The sequence below is a fragment of the Pseudoalteromonas sp. MQS005 genome (assembly GCF_001661605.1).
GTDB lineage: Bacteria > Pseudomonadota > Gammaproteobacteria > Enterobacterales > Alteromonadaceae > Pseudoalteromonas > Pseudoalteromonas tetraodonis.
In genome coordinates this window covers 1-17,633 of sequence record NZ_LYRQ01000037.1, presented here as the reverse complement: position 1 = coordinate 17,633, position 17,633 = coordinate 1, and the positions used below count along the sequence as shown (strand labels likewise).

At 40.3% G+C, this 17,633-nt stretch carries 13 protein-coding genes; 8 read left to right on the top strand and 5 right to left on the bottom strand.

Features of this window, described 5'->3' with window-relative positions; translation table 11 throughout:
• Positions 1 to 112: 112 nt before the first annotated feature.
• On the bottom strand, positions 113 to 1,522 hold the full coding sequence (locus tag A9479_RS13220; RefSeq protein ID WP_064663629.1) for a sensor histidine kinase: 1,410 nt from the start codon (positions 1,520 to 1,522) through the stop codon (positions 113 to 115).
• Complete coding sequence (locus A9479_RS13215; RefSeq protein ID WP_064663628.1) at positions 1,519 to 2,703, bottom strand: FIST signal transduction protein; 1,185 nt, start codon at positions 2,701 to 2,703, stop codon at positions 1,519 to 1,521. The genes A9479_RS13220 and A9479_RS13215 overlap by 4 nt, the downstream gene beginning before the upstream one ends.
• A gap of 218 nt (positions 2,704 to 2,921) precedes the next feature.
• Between A9479_RS13215 and A9479_RS13210 the strand changes: the two genes are divergently transcribed.
• The 5 genes from A9479_RS13210 (at position 2,922) to arfA (ending at position 10,019) form a co-directional block, all read left to right on the top strand.
• Entirely contained in the window at positions 2,922 to 3,500 is a 579-nt protein-coding gene (locus A9479_RS13210; protein ID WP_064663627.1) for a response regulator, read from the top strand.
• Between the two features lie 3 nt (positions 3,501 to 3,503).
• Positions 3,504 to 5,513 (top strand): EAL domain-containing protein, encoded by a 2,010-nt coding sequence (locus A9479_RS13205; RefSeq protein WP_064663626.1) that lies wholly within the window; start codon positions 3,504 to 3,506, stop codon positions 5,511 to 5,513.
• On the top strand, positions 5,510 to 6,667 hold the full coding sequence (locus tag A9479_RS13200) for an HDOD domain-containing protein (RefSeq protein WP_064663625.1): 1,158 nt from the start codon (positions 5,510 to 5,512) through the stop codon (positions 6,665 to 6,667). The genes A9479_RS13205 and A9479_RS13200 overlap by 4 nt, the downstream gene beginning before the upstream one ends.
• Positions 6,668 to 7,105: 438 nt before the next feature.
• On the top strand, positions 7,106 to 9,634 hold the full coding sequence (locus A9479_RS13195; protein ID WP_016899106.1) for a TonB-dependent siderophore receptor: 2,529 nt from the start codon (positions 7,106 to 7,108) through the stop codon (positions 9,632 to 9,634).
• A gap of 184 nt (positions 9,635 to 9,818) precedes the next feature.
• On the top strand, positions 9,819 to 10,019 hold the full coding sequence (gene arfA / locus A9479_RS13190; RefSeq protein ID WP_016899107.1) for an alternative ribosome rescue factor ArfA: 201 nt from the start codon (positions 9,819 to 9,821) through the stop codon (positions 10,017 to 10,019).
• 293 nt (positions 10,020 to 10,312) lie between these two features.
• Here the strand turns inward: arfA and A9479_RS13185 are convergent, their stop codons facing one another.
• Positions 10,313 to 11,296, bottom strand: coding sequence for a helix-turn-helix domain-containing protein (locus tag A9479_RS13185; RefSeq protein ID WP_064663624.1), 984 nt, complete (start codon positions 11,294 to 11,296; stop codon positions 10,313 to 10,315).
• Between the two features lie 221 nt (positions 11,297 to 11,517).
• Between A9479_RS13185 and A9479_RS13180 the strand changes: the two genes are divergently transcribed.
• The 3 genes from A9479_RS13180 to eat are packed head-to-tail and all read left to right on the top strand — an operon-like array spanning position 11,518 to position 15,255.
• Positions 11,518 to 12,918 carry an ethanolamine ammonia-lyase subunit EutB gene (locus A9479_RS13180; protein WP_028834301.1) on the top strand — a complete coding sequence of 467 codons (1,401 nt, stop codon included), beginning with the start codon at positions 11,518 to 11,520 and terminating at the stop codon, positions 12,916 to 12,918.
• Between the two features lie 2 nt (positions 12,919 to 12,920).
• Positions 12,921 to 13,805, top strand: coding sequence for an ethanolamine ammonia-lyase subunit EutC (eutC, locus tag A9479_RS13175; RefSeq protein WP_064663623.1), 885 nt, complete (start codon positions 12,921 to 12,923; stop codon positions 13,803 to 13,805).
• A gap of 37 nt (positions 13,806 to 13,842) precedes the next feature.
• Entirely contained in the window at positions 13,843 to 15,255 is a 1,413-nt protein-coding gene (eat, locus tag A9479_RS13170) for an ethanolamine permease (protein WP_016899115.1), read from the top strand.
• Positions 15,256 to 15,319: 64 nt separating this feature from the next.
• Here the strand turns inward: eat and A9479_RS13165 are convergent, their stop codons facing one another.
• Both A9479_RS13165 and A9479_RS13155 read right to left on the bottom strand, forming a co-directional pair.
• Positions 15,320 to 16,045: a MauE/DoxX family redox-associated membrane protein gene (locus tag A9479_RS13165; RefSeq protein ID WP_064663622.1), complete on the bottom strand. Its 726-nt coding sequence runs from the start codon at positions 16,043 to 16,045 to the stop codon at positions 15,320 to 15,322.
• A 363-nt stretch (positions 16,046 to 16,408) separates the two neighbouring features.
• Positions 16,409 to 17,431, bottom strand: coding sequence for a LacI family DNA-binding transcriptional regulator (locus A9479_RS13155; RefSeq protein ID WP_064663620.1), 1,023 nt, complete (start codon positions 17,429 to 17,431; stop codon positions 16,409 to 16,411).
• Positions 17,432 to 17,633: the final 202 nt, after the last annotated feature.

Below are 17,633 nucleotides of genomic sequence, written 5' to 3'. Positions count from 1 at the left end.
AGGTAATGCTGTGTTGTAGTTTGTATCTATTTTTACTGTAATTCTCTGTAATTTAGATGAGTACTTATTTAAATAAAATCGAATCTAAGCAAAATCGAGAGTGTGACATAGCTTACTCAATTTGTTTGTTGGCATGTAATATGGTCAGTACGTCGTCAGTTAATGTGGGCTTTTTAGGTAACGTAATATAAAAAGCAGTGCCTTGGTTTAACTGGCTTTCAACTCGAATTTGGCCACTATGTTGCTCTATAATTGCTTTACTTATAGCTAGCCCTAACCCTGTGCCTTGGCCTATTGGTTTTGTAGTATAAAAAGGGTCAAAAATTTTATTTAATTTGTCCTCATCAATTCCACTGCCATTATCGGCAATAGTTATATAGGCATTTTTTTTATCGGCTTTAGTGGTAATACTGATGACACCGACTTTGTCGCAAATGGCTTGAGCGGCGTTAAAAAATAAATTTAAAAATACCTGAGAGAGCTGGGTCGAACGTCCTGTGATGATAACGGGTTCTGTGTCGTAGTGTTTTTCAACGTTGGCGTTGTATTTAATTTCATTCCAAGCAACACGTAATGTATTATCAATGAGCTCGGTTATATCAATATCGCCAATTTGGGTTTGATCCGGATGAGCAAATTGCCTTAATCCTTGAACAATCTCCTTAACACGATCAGCCCCTTCAGTCATTTCAGCAATGATATCGCTTGAGTCTGTTTGTAATTCATCAAATTGATAATGTTGCAGCGTATCTGCTAATGGTTGCTGCGCTATGGCTTTTTCAGCTTTGAGTGTGTTAATTAAATGACTAAATTGCTCAAGGTTGTAAGCCAAATTTTGGATATTACTGACAATGTAGCTTAAAGGGTTGTTTATTTCGTGTGCAACGCCTGCCGCCATTTGCCCTAACGAAGCCATTTTTTCAGAGTTGATTAACACTTGTTCAATGTTACTTTGCTTTTCTTCCATTTCTTTTTGTTTAACAAGTAAATTTCGTTTTTCAAATTGTGAAATTGTATTCCCTGCAAAGCTGACAAAGCGTTGCATTAAAGTAATATCGTGCTGATTAAATGCGCCAATTGTTTCTGAAAAAATATAGAGCTGGTAGCTTTCTGTACTGGTACTTACTGGAGTGGTGAGCATTGCATGCTGCGAATGCCAAAAAGGATCAGTTATTTGCCAATCAGGAAGTTGGTGTAAGTTAAATACATTTTTAATGTCTCTATTGGGTTCATTTAGTGCTTTGAGTTGGGTAATTATTTCATCACTTTGTGGGTGCGATGCTGTAATTAACGTCGTGGTTTCATTGCTGGGGTTTATTTTAATTAAAATAGCCGCAGAAAAAGCAATCGCCTGCTGCAAAATATCAAAAAACTCAGTGAGTAAGGTTTCAGTTCTGTCGTTCTTTAAAATGGCATCTAAGCCATTTAAGATCAGGCTATTAAAGGCACGGTTTTCTTCAAGTGCTAAATTATGAACTTGTAATAAGTGTAGCTTTTCTAACAGTATTTCATTGCTGCTCATTCAGGGCCACCAAAGATTTCGCATGAAATCATTAAATTACCATGTTTACTGGTTGAATCGCTGAATGTGCCGAGCTCCCCAAAAGTAAAGCCCATAATAAATGGGGTGTTGGGTAGTTGTGTTTCAATAGACTCTTTTACTTCTTGCATGGCGTCTTTAATTGACAGCATACAGCCTCCGCAAAAAATGATAATGGCGCCGGTAATATTTTTTATGGCATGGAGTTCTGCCAATTTAGTTAATGAGGTAACAACCATATCGCCTCGTTTAATTAATTGTTCAGGACTTCCCGAAGCTAGATAAATAGTATCGCCAACGCTTAAATTTGAAAATAATTCTAGCGTGCCATTTTTTGCTACAGCTGGATGACTTAACAGTAATCGAGGGATTTCATCATTTAAAGAAAGGGCTCTTGCCAATGGGGTCATTGTTGATTGAGCAAGTATATTTCCTGCTGTTAACTGCTCTAATCCTAAGTTTTGACGCCATTGATTATAAACATCAAAGGCGGGCAAGTTATCAATTGTTTTTAATAAACGACCATCAACGTCTGTAACGGTACCCTGCTGGTCGGTTTTATCGTAGCCTGAACTATAAAAGCCGAATGTTTCTACACAGGGGTATAACACCGCAATAATAAAGCCTTGTTGGTATACATTTTCAGTATCGCTAAAACACCATTTTGCTGAAATATCGTTGTCGGCGCAACTTCCTCCAAAAACAGGTATACGCTGCCCGATAGCATCTTGAATTCCTTGTAATACCAACTCCTCATTACCTGGAACTTGAAAGCACCAGACCATTTTTGGGGCGAGTCCAGTTTGGCCTGCATTAGCAATGGCTTTAAGTACGGTTTGATGGGCTTTTTCTCTTAGATTATTGGTTGTATTGCAACTGGCAATCCCATAATGACCCCTTGAGTCTTTAATCGAGAATAAACTAATACTTTGCTCATTTAGTGATAGGTTTTGTTCGGTTGCTGAGCCAAGGCACGAAGAGATGATTAAACAATTTTGAGTGTTTTTTAAAAAGCCTGGCTGGTTATTATAAAGGTATTTAATGGTATCGGTTGTTGCAAACCCAAGCAGCAAGTCTGGGGCATTGTCCACAAATTGGCTTATAGGTTGAATAAATTCGTCTATATTTCTGCCGTGAGTGTGAAAAGTATCAATGGCGAACATAGATGCCCCTTGGTAATAAAGATAGCCACAATTGTGGGTGTTTTTAACTATTAATAATAGCTTAGGATTTATTCTAGACTATTCTTGAATAGGGGGTGTTATTGAGTTAGCTGTTAATAAATGTCGCTTATGTCTTAAGTGTCTTGAATGTCTTATTTGTCGTCTTGTTATTAAATTTATGTTAATGTGATTTTAAAATCAAGTTGAATTTTATTAGTATGCTAAAAACATTAAAGCCAAGTGAGATTGCTAGTTATTGCGATGTTCACCAACGTACGGTAAGCCGTTGGATTAATGCCGGTGATCTAAAAGGGCATAAGCTGACTGGTCGAGGTAATTACAGGGTGCAGGTGATTGACTTTATTGACTTTTTAGTAAGACATAAAATGCCCGTTCCACAAAGTTTGTCGCATAAGCCGCAAGTCTTAATTATTGATGATGAGGCAAATGTTCGCTCTGCAATTAGGCGTGTTTTAAAACGAAGCGGTTTTGACGTTGTAGAAGCCGCAGGTGGGTTTGAGGCTGGTACGTTAATGTACCAGCGAAAACCAGAATTGATTACCGTTGACTTATCTATGCCTGGACTAAGCGGTATTGAGGTCATTCGTTTTATCCGCTCTTGCGAAGAGTTTAAAGATATTAAGGTATTAGTGATTTCAGGGATGCCTGAAACTCAACTAATCGATGCAGTTAATGTCGGTGCTGATGGGTATATTTGTAAGCCATTTAGTAACGATACATTGATAAACTGTGTAAATATTTTATTTGGTGAAAATAGAATTCTTCTTGGGGTGTAAATAGTGGCTTTGCGAATTTTATTGGTAAACGATGAACTCAATGTATTGAAGTCTTTAAAGCGAGTACTTGTTCGTTCTGGTTATGATGTAATGACGGCATCCACTGGTTTTGAGGCACTTGAAATATTAGCGGCTAATCAAATTGAGATAATCATTACTGACTTTAGAATGCCAGAAATGAACGGCGCTGATTTATTACGCCAAGTTAAAATTAATTGGCCCGATTGCGTAAATTTAGTGCTCAGCGGGTATGCTGATTTTAAGTCTGTGGTTGAGTTATTAAATCAGGGCTTAGTATTTCGTTTTTTAGAAAAGCCATGGGTTGATAGTGAGCTACTTGAAAACATTAGCGAGGCGAAAGTAAAATATGAACAGCGCCGAGCTAAAAGAGTAAGAGATCAGTTATTAATGGGCAGTATGTCGGCATTAATAGAAATAGACAATAACGGCATTATTAATCGTTTTAATGCACCGGCTGCTGAAATCATTTCAGATATTCATTTATACGAAAACAAACACCTCGCCAATTTAGATACAGCTCAAAACAAAGCGGTAAGTCAGTCGTTTGTTGATAAGCAAAGCAGTACACTTTTTATTAATTATGCTTGCACTTCTGATCTAGCTAAAAGCGAAGAAGTTATGATTGAGCGTTGTTTACATGACGGTTTTTGCCAGCTTTTAAAGTTATCAATTAACTCAAATAGTATGAGTAATATTTTTCAACTTACCAGAACACCATCAGTGGTGACTAATGAGTCTGATTTTTATCATCATTTAGCCCTGTGTGAAGCGAATAAAGAATGTTATGCCCTCGTTTATATAGGTATTGCGCAGTTTCAATTAATCAATGATCTGTTAGGCGCAGAAGATGGCAGCCACCTTGTAAAATTGGTTTTGGAGGTGCTAAAAGGCGTATCAAAGCAACCGGTGAAAGTTCTTCATAAGAGCGCCGATCGGTTTGTATTATTTGTTCCTGAAATTAAATCTGATAGTGAAATTTTAACCGATTTAAATAAGGCGATGAATGATCTGAAAAAACTACTCCCTAGTAAATATAACGATGCCCATGTGCAGCTTTATGGCGTGTATGGGTTGTTTCCTGAGGATAGTTTGGAAGGAAAAGAACTCGTTAATCAAATGCAGTTGACGATGAATTACCAAGTAAGTGAACAACAGCGCATTTTTTCTCGGTTTGATCCTCAGCTGGTAGCCGATTATAAAAAGAACTTTGAGTTAAGCCGTTTATTATTAACAGCGGTAAGTAATGATGAACTATCGTTGCGTTTTCAGCCAAAAGTTGACACTAAAACAGGGCAAATATTGATTGCTGAGACGCTTATTCGCTGGTATGAGCCGAGTAAACATGGCTGGGTACCGCAAGCTCATTTTATTCCGATTGCTGAATGTGATGGCCAAATTATATCAATAGGACGCTGGGTTATTTCTCAAAGTTGTAAAACGCTAAAATATTGGGCAGAGAACAATACAGGCGTGCGTGTATTGGCAATTAACTTATCTGCTAGACAATTAAAAGATGATCCCGATTGGATTGACTTTATGCTCGAGTGTTTAAGTCGCAATAATTTAGAGTCATCACAGTTGGTTTTTGAGCTAACAGAAACCTATTTAATAGAAGATTTTGCTATTTGCGAACAACAGTTAGTAAGGTTAAGAACGTTGGGGTTTAAGTTATTGATTGATGACTTTGGTGTAGGTTACTCATCACTTGGCTATCTTTCGAAGCTGCCAGTAGATGGTGTTAAACTAGATAGAGCCCTTATTGCTGATATTGAATCGTCTTTAGCGATGCAAAGTATGATTCGTAATATTACGCGTATGTCACATGATCTAAATCTTAAAGTTGTTGCTGAGGGGGTAGAAACAGCCTATCAATGTGAATTAATTAAAAAGTTAGGGTGTGACTACATACAAGGCTATTACTATAGTGAGCCTTTAGAGCAGGATGACTTTTGTAATTATTTAAGCCATTTCAATTATCAAGGTGCGCAATGAGTTCAATAGCGGTAGTCATACTAGATGACGATGCTTTTTTATTAAAAGTATTACAAAGAACTATTCATCGAGCCTTTCCAGAGGTTGATATAATGACAACCTCTGATATTGATGAATTTTGGCAACTACTAAACACTAAGCAAGACCTAGATTTAGTATTAAGTGATTATTTAATGCCGCAAATCAATGGTTTGGATGTTTTAGAGCAATGCTCGTCGCAAAACCCTTACCCAGTGAGGGCATTACTTACTGGCGATATGACACTGAGTACCATGATGCGACAGCCTAATGTTGTGCATGCTTATCTTGCTAAACCGTTTAATGAGGCAGACATAACCGCACTTTTTAACAATGTGGCGGCGCTAAAGTCGTTACCCTTTGCTTTTAATGTGCGCAGGCAGTTAGGGGCTATGATCAGCTTTCCTGTTTATCCTCTTATTTTGAAAGAACTCAGGGAGTTAGTACAAAGCGATGAATTTGATTTACACGACATTGCCCATGTTGTTTCTCAAGAGCCAATAATAACTGCTAAATTGTTGCAACTTGCAAACTCCGCTTATCTTGGTTTTGTTAGGCCTACATCGTCAATAGATGAAGCTGTATCGAGGCTTGGAATTACCATATTAATGGCAATTACGACGTCTTTATTAGTTGCCAAAAATTTTGAATCATCTATTCCTTCGGCTATCCATGAGAAACAATTGGATATAGCGGCGAATTACGCTAGTTGTGTTAAGCGTTTTGCTAAGCAGGCAGGTTTTAACTTACATGATCAAGAACTATTATTTTCAGTGGCATTATTGAGTTTTGTTGGCAAAATTATTTTGCTGTCTCAAGGGGAAAGTGAAGCGTCTTTTGAGCATGAAAAAGCCGTGAGTGAAGAATATGCTAGTTCTAACTTTATTTCGGCCTATGTTTTAAAGTTATGGGGATACGACACGAAAATGTGTAGCTTATTAATAAGTTGCCATGATTTAGCCGCCACTGATGATAATGAGTTAATTCCGCTTAATCATACGTTATTTATTGTTAGGCAAATTCTTTTTGATAAACACTCCCCCATGCAGTTACGCGCATACTGTGACTCAAAAGGTGTAGACCCTATACTTTGCCATCTAATTAGTGAATTTGATTGGCATAGTTATACCTCTTAAATAGGCCTGTATAAAATATTGTTTAAAAACGGACAATACTACATAGCGACCTATGTATAGTTTCTGCTGAGTCCCCTTTCTTACCTTTAGTATCTACTTTAGTCTTATAAAAACCGCATAAAACCTCATTTGGAGTGTGTTTTTTGCTCATTTCAGAGTAAAAAATATACAAAACCGTTGTTTTCACTAATTATGAATAAAACCTCAATATTAACATTGCATTAACTTTGGGCGGTGTGATATTAAATTGCTACTTTGGTTGTATTTTGAGCTTTTATAGGTGTTATTTTCCTGTTTTTAAAGTTATTTGCATTCTTATGCTAATTTTATCAAATTTTTTGTTTCTTTTTGTTTGTGTATGTTGCTAGGATGTTGGCAATGGGATACAGGAATATACCCCACACACATTATAAGAATACACAAAACAGGGTCATCATTATGTCAACATATCGTTTAAACACCTTGGCTGTAGCGGTTGCTTTTGCTTTCAGTGCGCCAAGTATGGTTAATGCACAAGAAGCGCCTGCTAAAGCTGAAAAAAATATCGAACAAATATCTGTGTTAGGGTCGCGAGTTTCTAACCGAACAGCAACAGAGTCGTCATCACCTATTGATTTAATTGACGCGGATGATTTAAACAAAGGCGGCTTTACCGAGCTTGGGCAAAGCTTACAAGCGACAGCGCCATCGTTTAACTTTTCTCGTACACAAGTTTCTGACGGTTCAGATTTATTTCGCCCAGCAACATTACGCGGTTTACAGCCAGATCAAACGCTGGTTTTAGTCAACGGTAAGCGTCGCCATAATCAATCTATTTTTGGTTTAACTAGTACCGTGGGCGGTGGCTCTGCGGGGACTGATATGAACGCGATCCCGCTTATTGCCTTAAAAGGGGTTGAGGTTTTACGTGATGGTGCGGCGGCGCAGTACGGCTCAGATGCGATTGCGGGGGTTATCAATTTATCACTTAATAACTCAACAGATTTAACCACAGGTTATGTGCAATACGGTGAAACGGCAGAAGGCGATGGGGAAACAATTTCTGCAGGTTTAAATCGTGGTTTTGAACTAGGCAACGAAGGTGGTTTTATTAATTTATCGCTTGAGTATCGCGATGCAGATAAAACCAATCGTGCCGAGCGAGATACCGGTGGTTCACTTAATGTCGCACCTGGCACCTTATCGGACGAAGTTCGTTGGGGACAAGGTAATGCAGAGAGTGAATTTACTTCGGTATTTTACAATATGGCATTGCCAATGAGTGAGGGCGAGCTTTACTCATTTGGTGGTTATTCTGAGCGTACTGCACTAGGTAACGGCTTTTATCGTAACTTTAACGAAGCATCTAAAAACGTGATTCAAGTATATAGTGATGGATTTTTACCGCAAATAGACAATGAAGCACAGGATATCTCTGTTTCAATCGGTTTTAGAGGTGATATTAACCCTGATTGGAATTACGATGTATCGGCGGTATATGGTGAAAACCAATACGACTTTACCTCACGCAATACATTAAATGCCTCTTATGCTGCTGAGTATTTATTTAATAACCCAGGTGCAAGTGATGCCGATATTGCTGCAAATGCAGGACCAACTGAGGGGTATTCGGGTGGCTTTAGGTTTGACCAAACAACATTCAACGCGGATGTGAACGGGATTGTTGATATTGGCCGCAGTGAGCCTGTGTACGTGTCAATTGGTGCTGAATACCGTAAAGAAAACTATGAAATTGTACCCGGTGAAGAAGCCTCATACGCGTGTGGCACTGCTAACACAGATACTTCATACCCATCAGTGAACGATCCGAATCAATTTGCACAATGTGGTTTTCAAGCCTACAACGGCCTTCGCCCTGAAGCATCAAATAAAAGTGATCGCGATAGCTACGCCGTTTATATTGACGCAGAAACCATGGTTACCGATGCGTGGAATGTTAGCGGTGCACTTCGTTACGAAGATTTCTCTAATGCGGGTGACGACATAATTGGTAAAGTAGCCACGCGTTATGAATTTAACGATGACTTTGCGGTACGTGGTGCGTTATCAACAGGTTTTAGAGCGCCATCATTACAGCAAAGCGGTTACACTGCGTTTACCACTAACTTAGGTTCTGACGGCACGTTAAGCCAGTCGTTTACAGCAACAACGGGCTCTGCATTTCCAGCTGCTTTAGGCGTTGATAACTTAAAGCTTGAAACATCAACGAACTACAGTGCGGGCTTTGTTTATGATGTGACGAGTGATTTATCGTTAACGGTGGATTTTTACCGTGTAGAAATTGAAGACCGTATTACACTGGGCAGCTTGTTATCGGCTGATGATGTGGCATTTAGTCCTGATGCAGTTGCCGCGCTACAGGCAACGGGTGCAGTACAAGCTAACTACTTTTCAAACTCTGTGAATTCGACAACGCAGGGTGTTGATATTATCGCGTCGTATCGTACCGATTTATATGACGGTAATTTCTCTGCTACGTTTGCCGGTAATTTAAACGAAACTAAAATTGACAGTGTTAATGCAGCACCGGGTATTCCTGAAAATGTAGCACTTGATGATATTCAAAGTAGCTTTTTAACTGATGGGCAGCCGGGCGAACGTGCAACGCTAACGTTTGATTATGAGCGTGACGCGTATAGCTCAATGATCCGCTTTAATTACTTTGGCGAAACCGATGTGAAGTACTTTGGTAATGACCATATTGAACTTGCAACAGATGGCTCATTTAAAGCAACCAGTACGGTAGAATCAGCCGTATTAGTGGATTTAAATGTAAGTTATCAAATTAACGATATGTTTGCTCTATCGGTAGGTGCAGACAATGTATTTGATGAAACACCGGATGAATTAGGCGATGATGAAGTATTAAACGCTATTTCAAATGGGGCATTTAAATATCCGTTACGAGCCGTACCCTATGGCTTTGATGGTCGCACTTACTACGCAAAAGTAAGCTTTAGTTTTTAATTTTTAGGTTAAGTTAAACCAGCAAAGGCGCCGTTTATAACGGCGCTTTTTTATGGCTAAAATATATATTTAAAACAGCATTAAAAATGTTTGCATGCTTGAAAATTAAGCATACAATCGCCATCAATAACACTGTGGGGTATGTATCCCTCGTTATACTCATTTTATTAATAGGAAAAAATAAATGGCGAAAAAAAGCAAAACAAAAGCGGGTAACAAATCCGCAGTAGACACTGGGCGCGGCGTGATAAAACACAACGCATTGGCAGCACTGGTGACTTCTAAAGTATTTAAACCGCAAGTGGTTAAAGCCAAAAAAGGCAAAGGCTCGTTTAAACGCAGCAACAAACACGCAGGACAAGAGTCCTATTTAATCGCGGCTTAAATAGCACCGATCAAATAGGGCTTTTGTTGCGAGTTGGCTAAGTGTTTGCTGAAATAAGGCGGGCTTCGGGCTTCGGGCTACGAGTCACGAGCAGCGAACACAACCTAGCGCCAAGTTACTTCCCTAGAACCTAGCGCCTTTAACCTACTCTTTCAGCGCAGCGTCTCATAACCTCTTTGTGAATAAATCACTTAAAACATGTTTGCACAATGAGAAGTGAGTGAGGGTTAATGAGAAAATATAAAAACAGGAATGCTCTTCCCGTAGCTCTTAGCCCGACACCCATCTCTTATTTACCCGTGTATTATCGATTTAGAATTTGCCAAATAAGAAGCATGGTTGCTTAGTGTTTGCGAAGGGTTTTCACCAAATAATTGGGTGTAATCTTTAGTAAATTGCCCTGCATGCCAAAATCCCCAATTGGCTGCGATGACAGAAATTGGCTTATCTTGTTTTGCTAATTTTAGTTCTCTTCTGATGTTATTTAATCGGGTTAAACGTAAAAATCGCAGCGGATTAATCCCTAAAATACTTTCAAAACTGTATTGTAGCGTGCGCCTGCTAACAAAAGTGAGCTCACATAGCTGAGTAATGGTCACGCTACTTTGTGGGTTTGCATTTACATACTCTTTAACTTTATCAACCACCGCTTTTCGGTGTTTATAACTGGGAGCGATACGTTGACACGGAGTCTGTTCGTTTAGTAAATGTAATGCCAACATATTAAGCATGTCTTGCTGTAAATCGGCATTTAGGCCAAAAGCGTTACTGCTAACCATACTGTTTATTATACCCCGGGCACTTTTTAACATGGCGTTGCTTGTTGTATGTCGCTCAGTACCTGAAGAGGTTATATTTTTTAAGTGTATCCCTTGTATCTGAGCCATATGTTCTAACGATTGCGTGTCTATTACTAAACCATAAATATTAAACTGCTCAGGTGTAATAAGCTCAAAGTTACTCTCACTGGTTCGACACATAAATTGATTACTTGCCACATTTAAGCCATTAATTTTGCTCTGCTGAGACTGCTTTGGGATCCCAAGCCAAATAGATTGCGGCGCTATTGCACATTGTTGGTGAAGAGCACGCTCTGTGTATTCTTCAAATGCATGAATATTAGAATAATCCACGCTCTCTATACGCCCAAAAAATCGCCCTTCACTGAGCTGATCATATTTTTGCTGCCACTGCGTTAGGTTATTCGCTTGCTCATCTATATCTTGGGTATGCACCATGCTCTTTTGTGGTGCGCTAGCTAAATCTTGCTGCGTCATAATGGAGTTACTCTTTGCTTTTTTTATTTTTATTAAGATTAAGTTACCACCAGTAACTATAGTTAACTATATGAAATAAAGCCAAAAATGATGATTTGCCAAAATTCGATAGTGTCTTGGTACGAATTAAGCTCTCTTGAAACTAAACAAAATTGATTTATAGCTTATAGGTCAGCAAAACCTGTACCAAGGTTTGAACTAGTTGTTATGTGGAGTAGATCATGGGGCAAAGGTACCGATATACGTTAGGCACGCAGGTGTACAATTTTAAAAACTTGGCTGAAGTAATGGCAAAGGCTACCCCTGGGCGATCGGGCGATCGTCTTGCAGGAGTGATAGCAGGCTCAGCACAAGAGCGAGCTGTGGCGCAAATGACACTGGCAGATATTCCGCTTAAAACGTTTTTAAATGAGGCGCTGATTGCCTATGAAGACGATGAGATAACCCGCTTAATTATGGACGATCACGACACCAATGCATTTATGGCGATTGCTCATTTAACCGTAGGCGATTTTCGTAACTGGTTATTAAGTGACTTTGCAACTCCCGCTGTGTTGGCAAGTGTTAGGCAAGGGATCACTCCTGAAATGGCTGCGGCTGTAAGCAAAATAATGCGAAATCAGGATCTTATTTTAATTGCTAAAAAATGCCATGTAACCAGTGCGTTTAGAAATACCATTGGCTTACCAGGGCACTTATCCACGCGATTGCAACCTAACCACCCTACGGATGATATTAACGGTATTGCCGCCTGTATTTTAGATGGGCTTTTGTACGGTAATGGTGATGCGGTAATAGGTATAAACCCTGCAACCGATAACGTAGCGCAGGCCATTAAGTTGATGACATTGATGGATGAGGTGATTCAAAAATATGAAATTCCTACCCAAAGCTGCGTCCTTACTCATGTTACTAACACGATTGAATGCATTGAAGCGGGAGCGCCGGTTGATTTAGTGTTTCAGTCTATTGGTGGAACAGAAGCAACCAACTCGAGCTTTGGTTTTAATTTAAATACCTTAGCTGAGGCACAAGATGCCGCACTGAGTTTAAAGCGCGGAACTGTAGGCGATAATGTGATGTATTTTGAAACGGGGCAGGGCAGTTCGCTTTCGGCTAACGCACATCATGGGCTTGATCAACAAACCTGCGAAACCCGTGCTTATGCCGTTGCACGAAAATTTAATCCGCTACTAGTTAATACCGTGGTGGGCTTTATTGGTCCTGAATATTTGTTTGATGGTAAAGAAATTACTCGCGCAGGGCTTGAAGATCATTTTTGTGCCAAGTTATTGGGTATTCCGATGGGCTGCGACGTGTGTTACACCAATCATGCCGAGGCCGACCAAAACGATATGGATAACTTACTTACGCTACTTGGGGTCGCAGGGTGCTCGTTTGTGATGGGCATTCCGGGCTCTGATGACATTATGCTTAATTACCAAACCACCTCATTTCATGATGCATTATATGTGCGCCGAGTACTGGGCGCGCGCCCCGCGCCAGAGTTTGAAAAGTGGCTTACTGATATGAATATTATGCGCAACAGTCACGATATTATTTTATCTGATACGTTACCTGCCGCTTTTGCTAAACCACTGAATGCGATTAAAGGGGGCTGAGTATGAAATCAAATTCTAACGCAACGTCTGTTACAAACAACAGCGATAATACACATAAAAATAATGGCAACGTGGTGCATAACCCATGGCGCGATTTACGCCGTTTTACTGATGCACGGATTGGCCTTGGCCGCGCAGGAATAAGCTTACCGACCAGTGAAATGCTGGCGTTTCAATTATCCCATGCACAAGCGCGTGATGCGGTGAACTTTCCGCTCGATATTAATGCAATAATCGAACAGCTTAGCAAACTCAGTGCTGAGAAACAGCTGGCTGCTCCTTTGCGCTTACATAGCCAGGCTGTTGACCGAATGACGTATTTACAACGCCCCGATTTAGGGCGCAGGTTAGATGAAAACGGCCGACAAACCCTACTTAATTTCACCGCTGGGCAGCAAAACACGGCTGCAAAATATGATTTAGCCATCGTTGTGGTTGATGGCTTATCGTCGCTAGCGGTGCAAAAAAATGCTTATCCTTTTATTAATGAATTATTAGCGCAGCTAGGTGATAACAGTGAGTTAAACATTGCGCCTTTTAGTGTGGTTGAGCAAGGTCGGGTGGCGATTGGTGACGACATTGGAGAGCTTTTAAATGCACAAGTAGTCATGGTGTTAATTGGTGAGCGACCAGGGCTTAGCTCGCCCGATAGCCTTGGTTTATATTTAACTTGGGCACCTAAAACAGGTCTTAACGATGCCTGTCGCAATTGTATTTCAAATATTCGCCCTGCGGGCTTGCCTTACTGTGAGGCTGCAAGGCGTGCAGTTTATTTATTACGTGAGGCAAAAAAATTAAAACTAACAGGAGTGAACTTAAAAGATCGTACACAGGATGATGTGATTGAGCATCAACAATCGAGCCGTCATTTTTTAAATGCGGAATAACGGTAACTAAAAATAAAAAATCGATAAAGAGGATGTTATGTCTACTAATAATTCAGAGTACTTAGCAAAAAGGCAACTTAAAAGTGGCACTGCGGGTTGGTTATTACTGGCGGGGTTAGGGGTATCGTATGTGATTTCAGGAGACTTTGCTGGGTGGAACTTTGGTATTGCAGAAGCAGGCTGGGGCGGCTTTGCCATAGCGGCAGTATTAATGGCTATTATGTATCTCACCTTAGTGTTATCGCTGGCTGAAATGTCGGCTGCTATTCCCGCTGCGGGAGGAGGGTATAGCTTTGCTCGCCAAGCAATGGGGCCAACGGGGGGTTATTTAACCGGCCTTGCGGTATTAATTGAATATGCGTTAGCACCGGCTGCTATTGTTATTTTTATTGGCTCTGCGGTGGAGGCGTTAACGGGGTTTAATGGCCCTTGGGTTTATGCGCTCTTTTACTTGGTGTTTGTGGGTATTCATTTAGCTGGGGTTGGTGAAGCGCTAAAAGTAATGATGGTAATAAGCGGTTTGGCGGTACTTGCCATTGTTGCCACCGCTGTGGTGCTAATCACCAATTTTGATGCGACAAATTTATTTGATGTTGCCGTAACCGATGCTGCTGGCGCGAGTGAATTTTTACCTCTGGGTTGGTATGGTGTATGGGCAGCATTACCTTTTGCTATGTGGTTATTTTTAGCGGTTGAAGGGGTGCCATTGGCGGCAGAAGAGGCAAAAGATCCGGCGAAAGATGTGCCTAAAGGCATTATTGGCGCTATGGTGTTTTTATTGTTTACCGCGTTATTAGTGGTTGTGTTAGTACCCGGGGCAGCAGGTGCAACAGCAATGGGCGCAAGTGCAGTTCCGCTGGTGGATGCGTTAAATGCGACGGGCAATAACGATTTAGCAACCGTGGTTAATATATTAGGGTTAGCAGGGCTGGTGGCTTCATTTTTCTCTATTATTTATGGTTATAGTCGATTGGTGTTTGCGCTGTCGCGTGCGGGATATTTACCCCGTTCGTTATCAATTACTACCGCGCGTAAGGTGCCCGCACGAGCGCTTATTGTACCTGCTGTATTTGGTTTTTTAGCTTCACTAAGTGGTGAGGGCGATTTAATGTTAGCTATGGCGGTGGTTGGTGCAACCGTATCGTATGCGTTAATGGCGTTAAGTCATATTTTACTGCGCTATAAGCAGCCAGATTTACCTCGTCCTTATAAAACGCCTGGCGGGACTGTGACTTCAAGTATTGCATTATGCTTATCGTTGATTGCACTGACCGGTGTGTACGCTTTTGATCCCCGCGCTTTTTTATACACTATGGTGTTATTTATAGTGGGAGCTGCGTATTACTTTGGCTTTAGTTCTAAACATTTAGTGGCCAAAAGTGCAGATGAAGAGTTTGCTATGCTAGCCGATGCAGAGGCCGGTTTAAATATCCCCATAAGTGAGAGTTAATTTTACTTTATAAATACAGACTTAATAGTGGCGCGGTAGGTTTTAAACCTATCGCGCCTTTTTATTATTTAACTAGCATCCAGATACCGGCTGCTATCATAAATAGGTTTTCGGTTAGTGAAATAAAGCCAAGTGGTACATTGCTATCGCCGCCAACACAGGCACATTTAAGTTCGCGTTTGTCTATATACACGGCTTTAATCACGGATATTGCGCCGACACTACCAATAAACAAAGAGATAGGTGCAACCAAGTAAACCGGAAGTGCTGCAATCATGGCCACGCCAACAAGGGCTTCTAAAAATGGATATACATAAGCGTAAGGAATCACTTTCATGGCAAGTAAGTCGTAAGTGATAAAGGAATTTGAAAAACTGTTTAAATCTTGCAGCTTTTGAATGGCCAGTACCGCCATGGTTAACGCAACAAATAACTCAAGCGTATACATGCTTAATCCTGCACCGCTCAACGAAAAGGCTAAACTTAGCAACAAGGTAACCGCGAAAATAGTAATGACCGGCGTATACGTTGTGCCTTGTTGGCCTGCAGGGGATTTATTAAAGTATTCTCTGAGTTCATCATAACCACCGATACGCTCATCATCTATAAATGTTTGTGGTGTTGTTTTTACATCGTATTTTTGTTTGAAGGTATCGGTATCGGCTCTTGAGGTGAGTAAATGATCGTCTACTTCAAAGCCTTGACATTCAAGTAAATCTTTAGATTTTAAACCAAATGGGCAAATATGTTCATCGGTTGCCATTCTATATAATTGGGCTGACTTGGCCATATTTTACTCCTGTATATTTATACCAATTTGCAATAATACTTAATCATTTTGAGGGGGCAAATCAGACGCTCACAGCGTTAAAAATTTCTCATTTAGAACAACTCAATAACGAAATTTTTTTGCCTTGCTATCGACACGATTTTCCTCCCTCAAAATAGCTCAGTTAATTAAGCGAATTGGTATTAGAGGGGTTAACTGAGTTATATAGCCTTGAAAGATCAACAGACCCTAAGTGTAAAATTTACAACATGTGCCGTTTTATTGTTAATAAACTCAGTGGTACAGGCTATACGTTCAAAAATCAGGCCGCTTTTAATGCTTTAAGCGCTGAAGGGGGACTTGCAGCGCGTGCCAGCTAATTTATTATAAAGCTATAGGAGGGGCTGTTGAATCTCTGACAACCAGTTCTGGTGTGTATAGTTTTATAATATCGCGGTCATTGCCATTACGAATTTGCGCTATCAGTAAGCTGGCTGCATCTTCAGCAATTTTATTATTTGGCTGACGCGCTGTAGTGAGCTTTGGCCATGTTTGGCGTGAGAATGGGCTATCCTCAAACCCTGTAATAGAAAGTTCGCTGGGTATATCAATGTTCATTAATCTGGCTGCAAATAACGCACCGGCGGCTATTTCATCGTTACATGAGACGATAGCGGTTGGCCTGTTTTGTTGATTAATGAGTGTTTTAGCACCCTCAACCCCGGATTCAAATGAGTATTCGCCATCAATAATTAAGCTAGGGTCTATAGTAATGTCGTATTGTTTTAAAGCCGCTTTGTAGCCCTCTAAGCGCTCTTTGGTGGAGTTATGTTCGCTGCCCCCAGCTAAAAAGCCGATGCGTGTGTGGCCATTATTTATAAGGTGTTCGGTAATTGATTTAGAGGCGAGGTTATCGTCAATCATAATACAGGGCGTTAATGTATCGGGGGCGTCGTGCCCCGATAAAATACGCACAACTTTTAGGTCAAGCTGTGTCAGCTTTTCAACAAAATGTGGCATCTCTGAAAATGGCGGTGTGAGTAAAATACCGGCAATTCGGGTGCGTTTTATCATGCTGGTTATTTCGTCAATAATATGTGCTTCTTTGGCATCGCATGGGTGGATAAGTAGTTCAAACCCTTGCTTTTTACACGCATCTAAAATGCCGTTTTGCATATCTATAATATAGTAGGCATTTGGATTGTCGTAAATGTAAGCAATGCTGTAAGCTTTTGTTCCTGCGAGACTTCTTGCAGCAAGGTTAGGCTGAAAGTTCAACTTTTTAACCGACGCCATGACTTTCTCACGGGTGTTGTCACGCACCGAGGTTTCGTTATTTATTACTCGTGATACCGTTTTTATTGATACCCCGGCATCTTTTGCCACGTCGTTTATTGTTGTTCTCATAGGCTTAATAGACCTTTACATATCATTTTGGGTACTAATTTATCTTTATCGGTTAACAACTACAGCAAAAGTAGTTAACAGTGCTCGGTTTTTATTATTTGACGGCTAAATTATAAAGACATCATTGAATATTAACAGTTAATTTATACGCCTTTCTTGTGAGAATGGTAGATAAAGTTTTAGGTAATAATTTAGTAATATT

Bases quoted from the DNA above. Each gene is read 5' to 3' on its own strand.
- A9479_RS13220 (WP_064663629.1), bottom strand. From the start codon at position 1,522: ATGAGCAGCAATGAAATACTGTTAGAAAAGCTACACTTATTACAAGTT.
- A9479_RS13215 (WP_064663628.1), bottom strand. From the start codon at position 2,703: ATGTTCGCCATTGATACTTTTCACACTCACGGCAGAAATATAGACGAA.
- A9479_RS13210 (WP_064663627.1), top strand. From the start codon at position 2,922: ATGCTAAAAACATTAAAGCCAAGTGAGATTGCTAGTTATTGCGATGTT.
- A9479_RS13200 (WP_064663625.1), top strand. From the start codon at position 5,510: ATGAGTTCAATAGCGGTAGTCATACTAGATGACGATGCTTTTTTATTA.
- A9479_RS13195 (WP_016899106.1), top strand. From the start codon at position 7,106: ATGTCAACATATCGTTTAAACACCTTGGCTGTAGCGGTTGCTTTTGCT.
- arfA (WP_016899107.1), top strand. From the start codon at position 9,819: ATGGCGAAAAAAAGCAAAACAAAAGCGGGTAACAAATCCGCAGTAGAC.
- A9479_RS13185 (WP_064663624.1), bottom strand. From the start codon at position 11,296: ATGACGCAGCAAGATTTAGCTAGCGCACCACAAAAGAGCATGGTGCAT.
- A9479_RS13180 (WP_028834301.1), top strand. From the start codon at position 11,518: ATGGGGCAAAGGTACCGATATACGTTAGGCACGCAGGTGTACAATTTT.
- eutC (WP_064663623.1), top strand. From the start codon at position 12,921: ATGAAATCAAATTCTAACGCAACGTCTGTTACAAACAACAGCGATAAT.
- eat (WP_016899115.1), top strand. From the start codon at position 13,843: ATGTCTACTAATAATTCAGAGTACTTAGCAAAAAGGCAACTTAAAAGT.
- A9479_RS13165 (WP_064663622.1), bottom strand. From the start codon at position 16,045: ATGGCCAAGTCAGCCCAATTATATAGAATGGCAACCGATGAACATATT.
- A9479_RS13155 (WP_064663620.1), bottom strand. From the start codon at position 17,431: ATGAGAACAACAATAAACGACGTGGCAAAAGATGCCGGGGTATCAATA.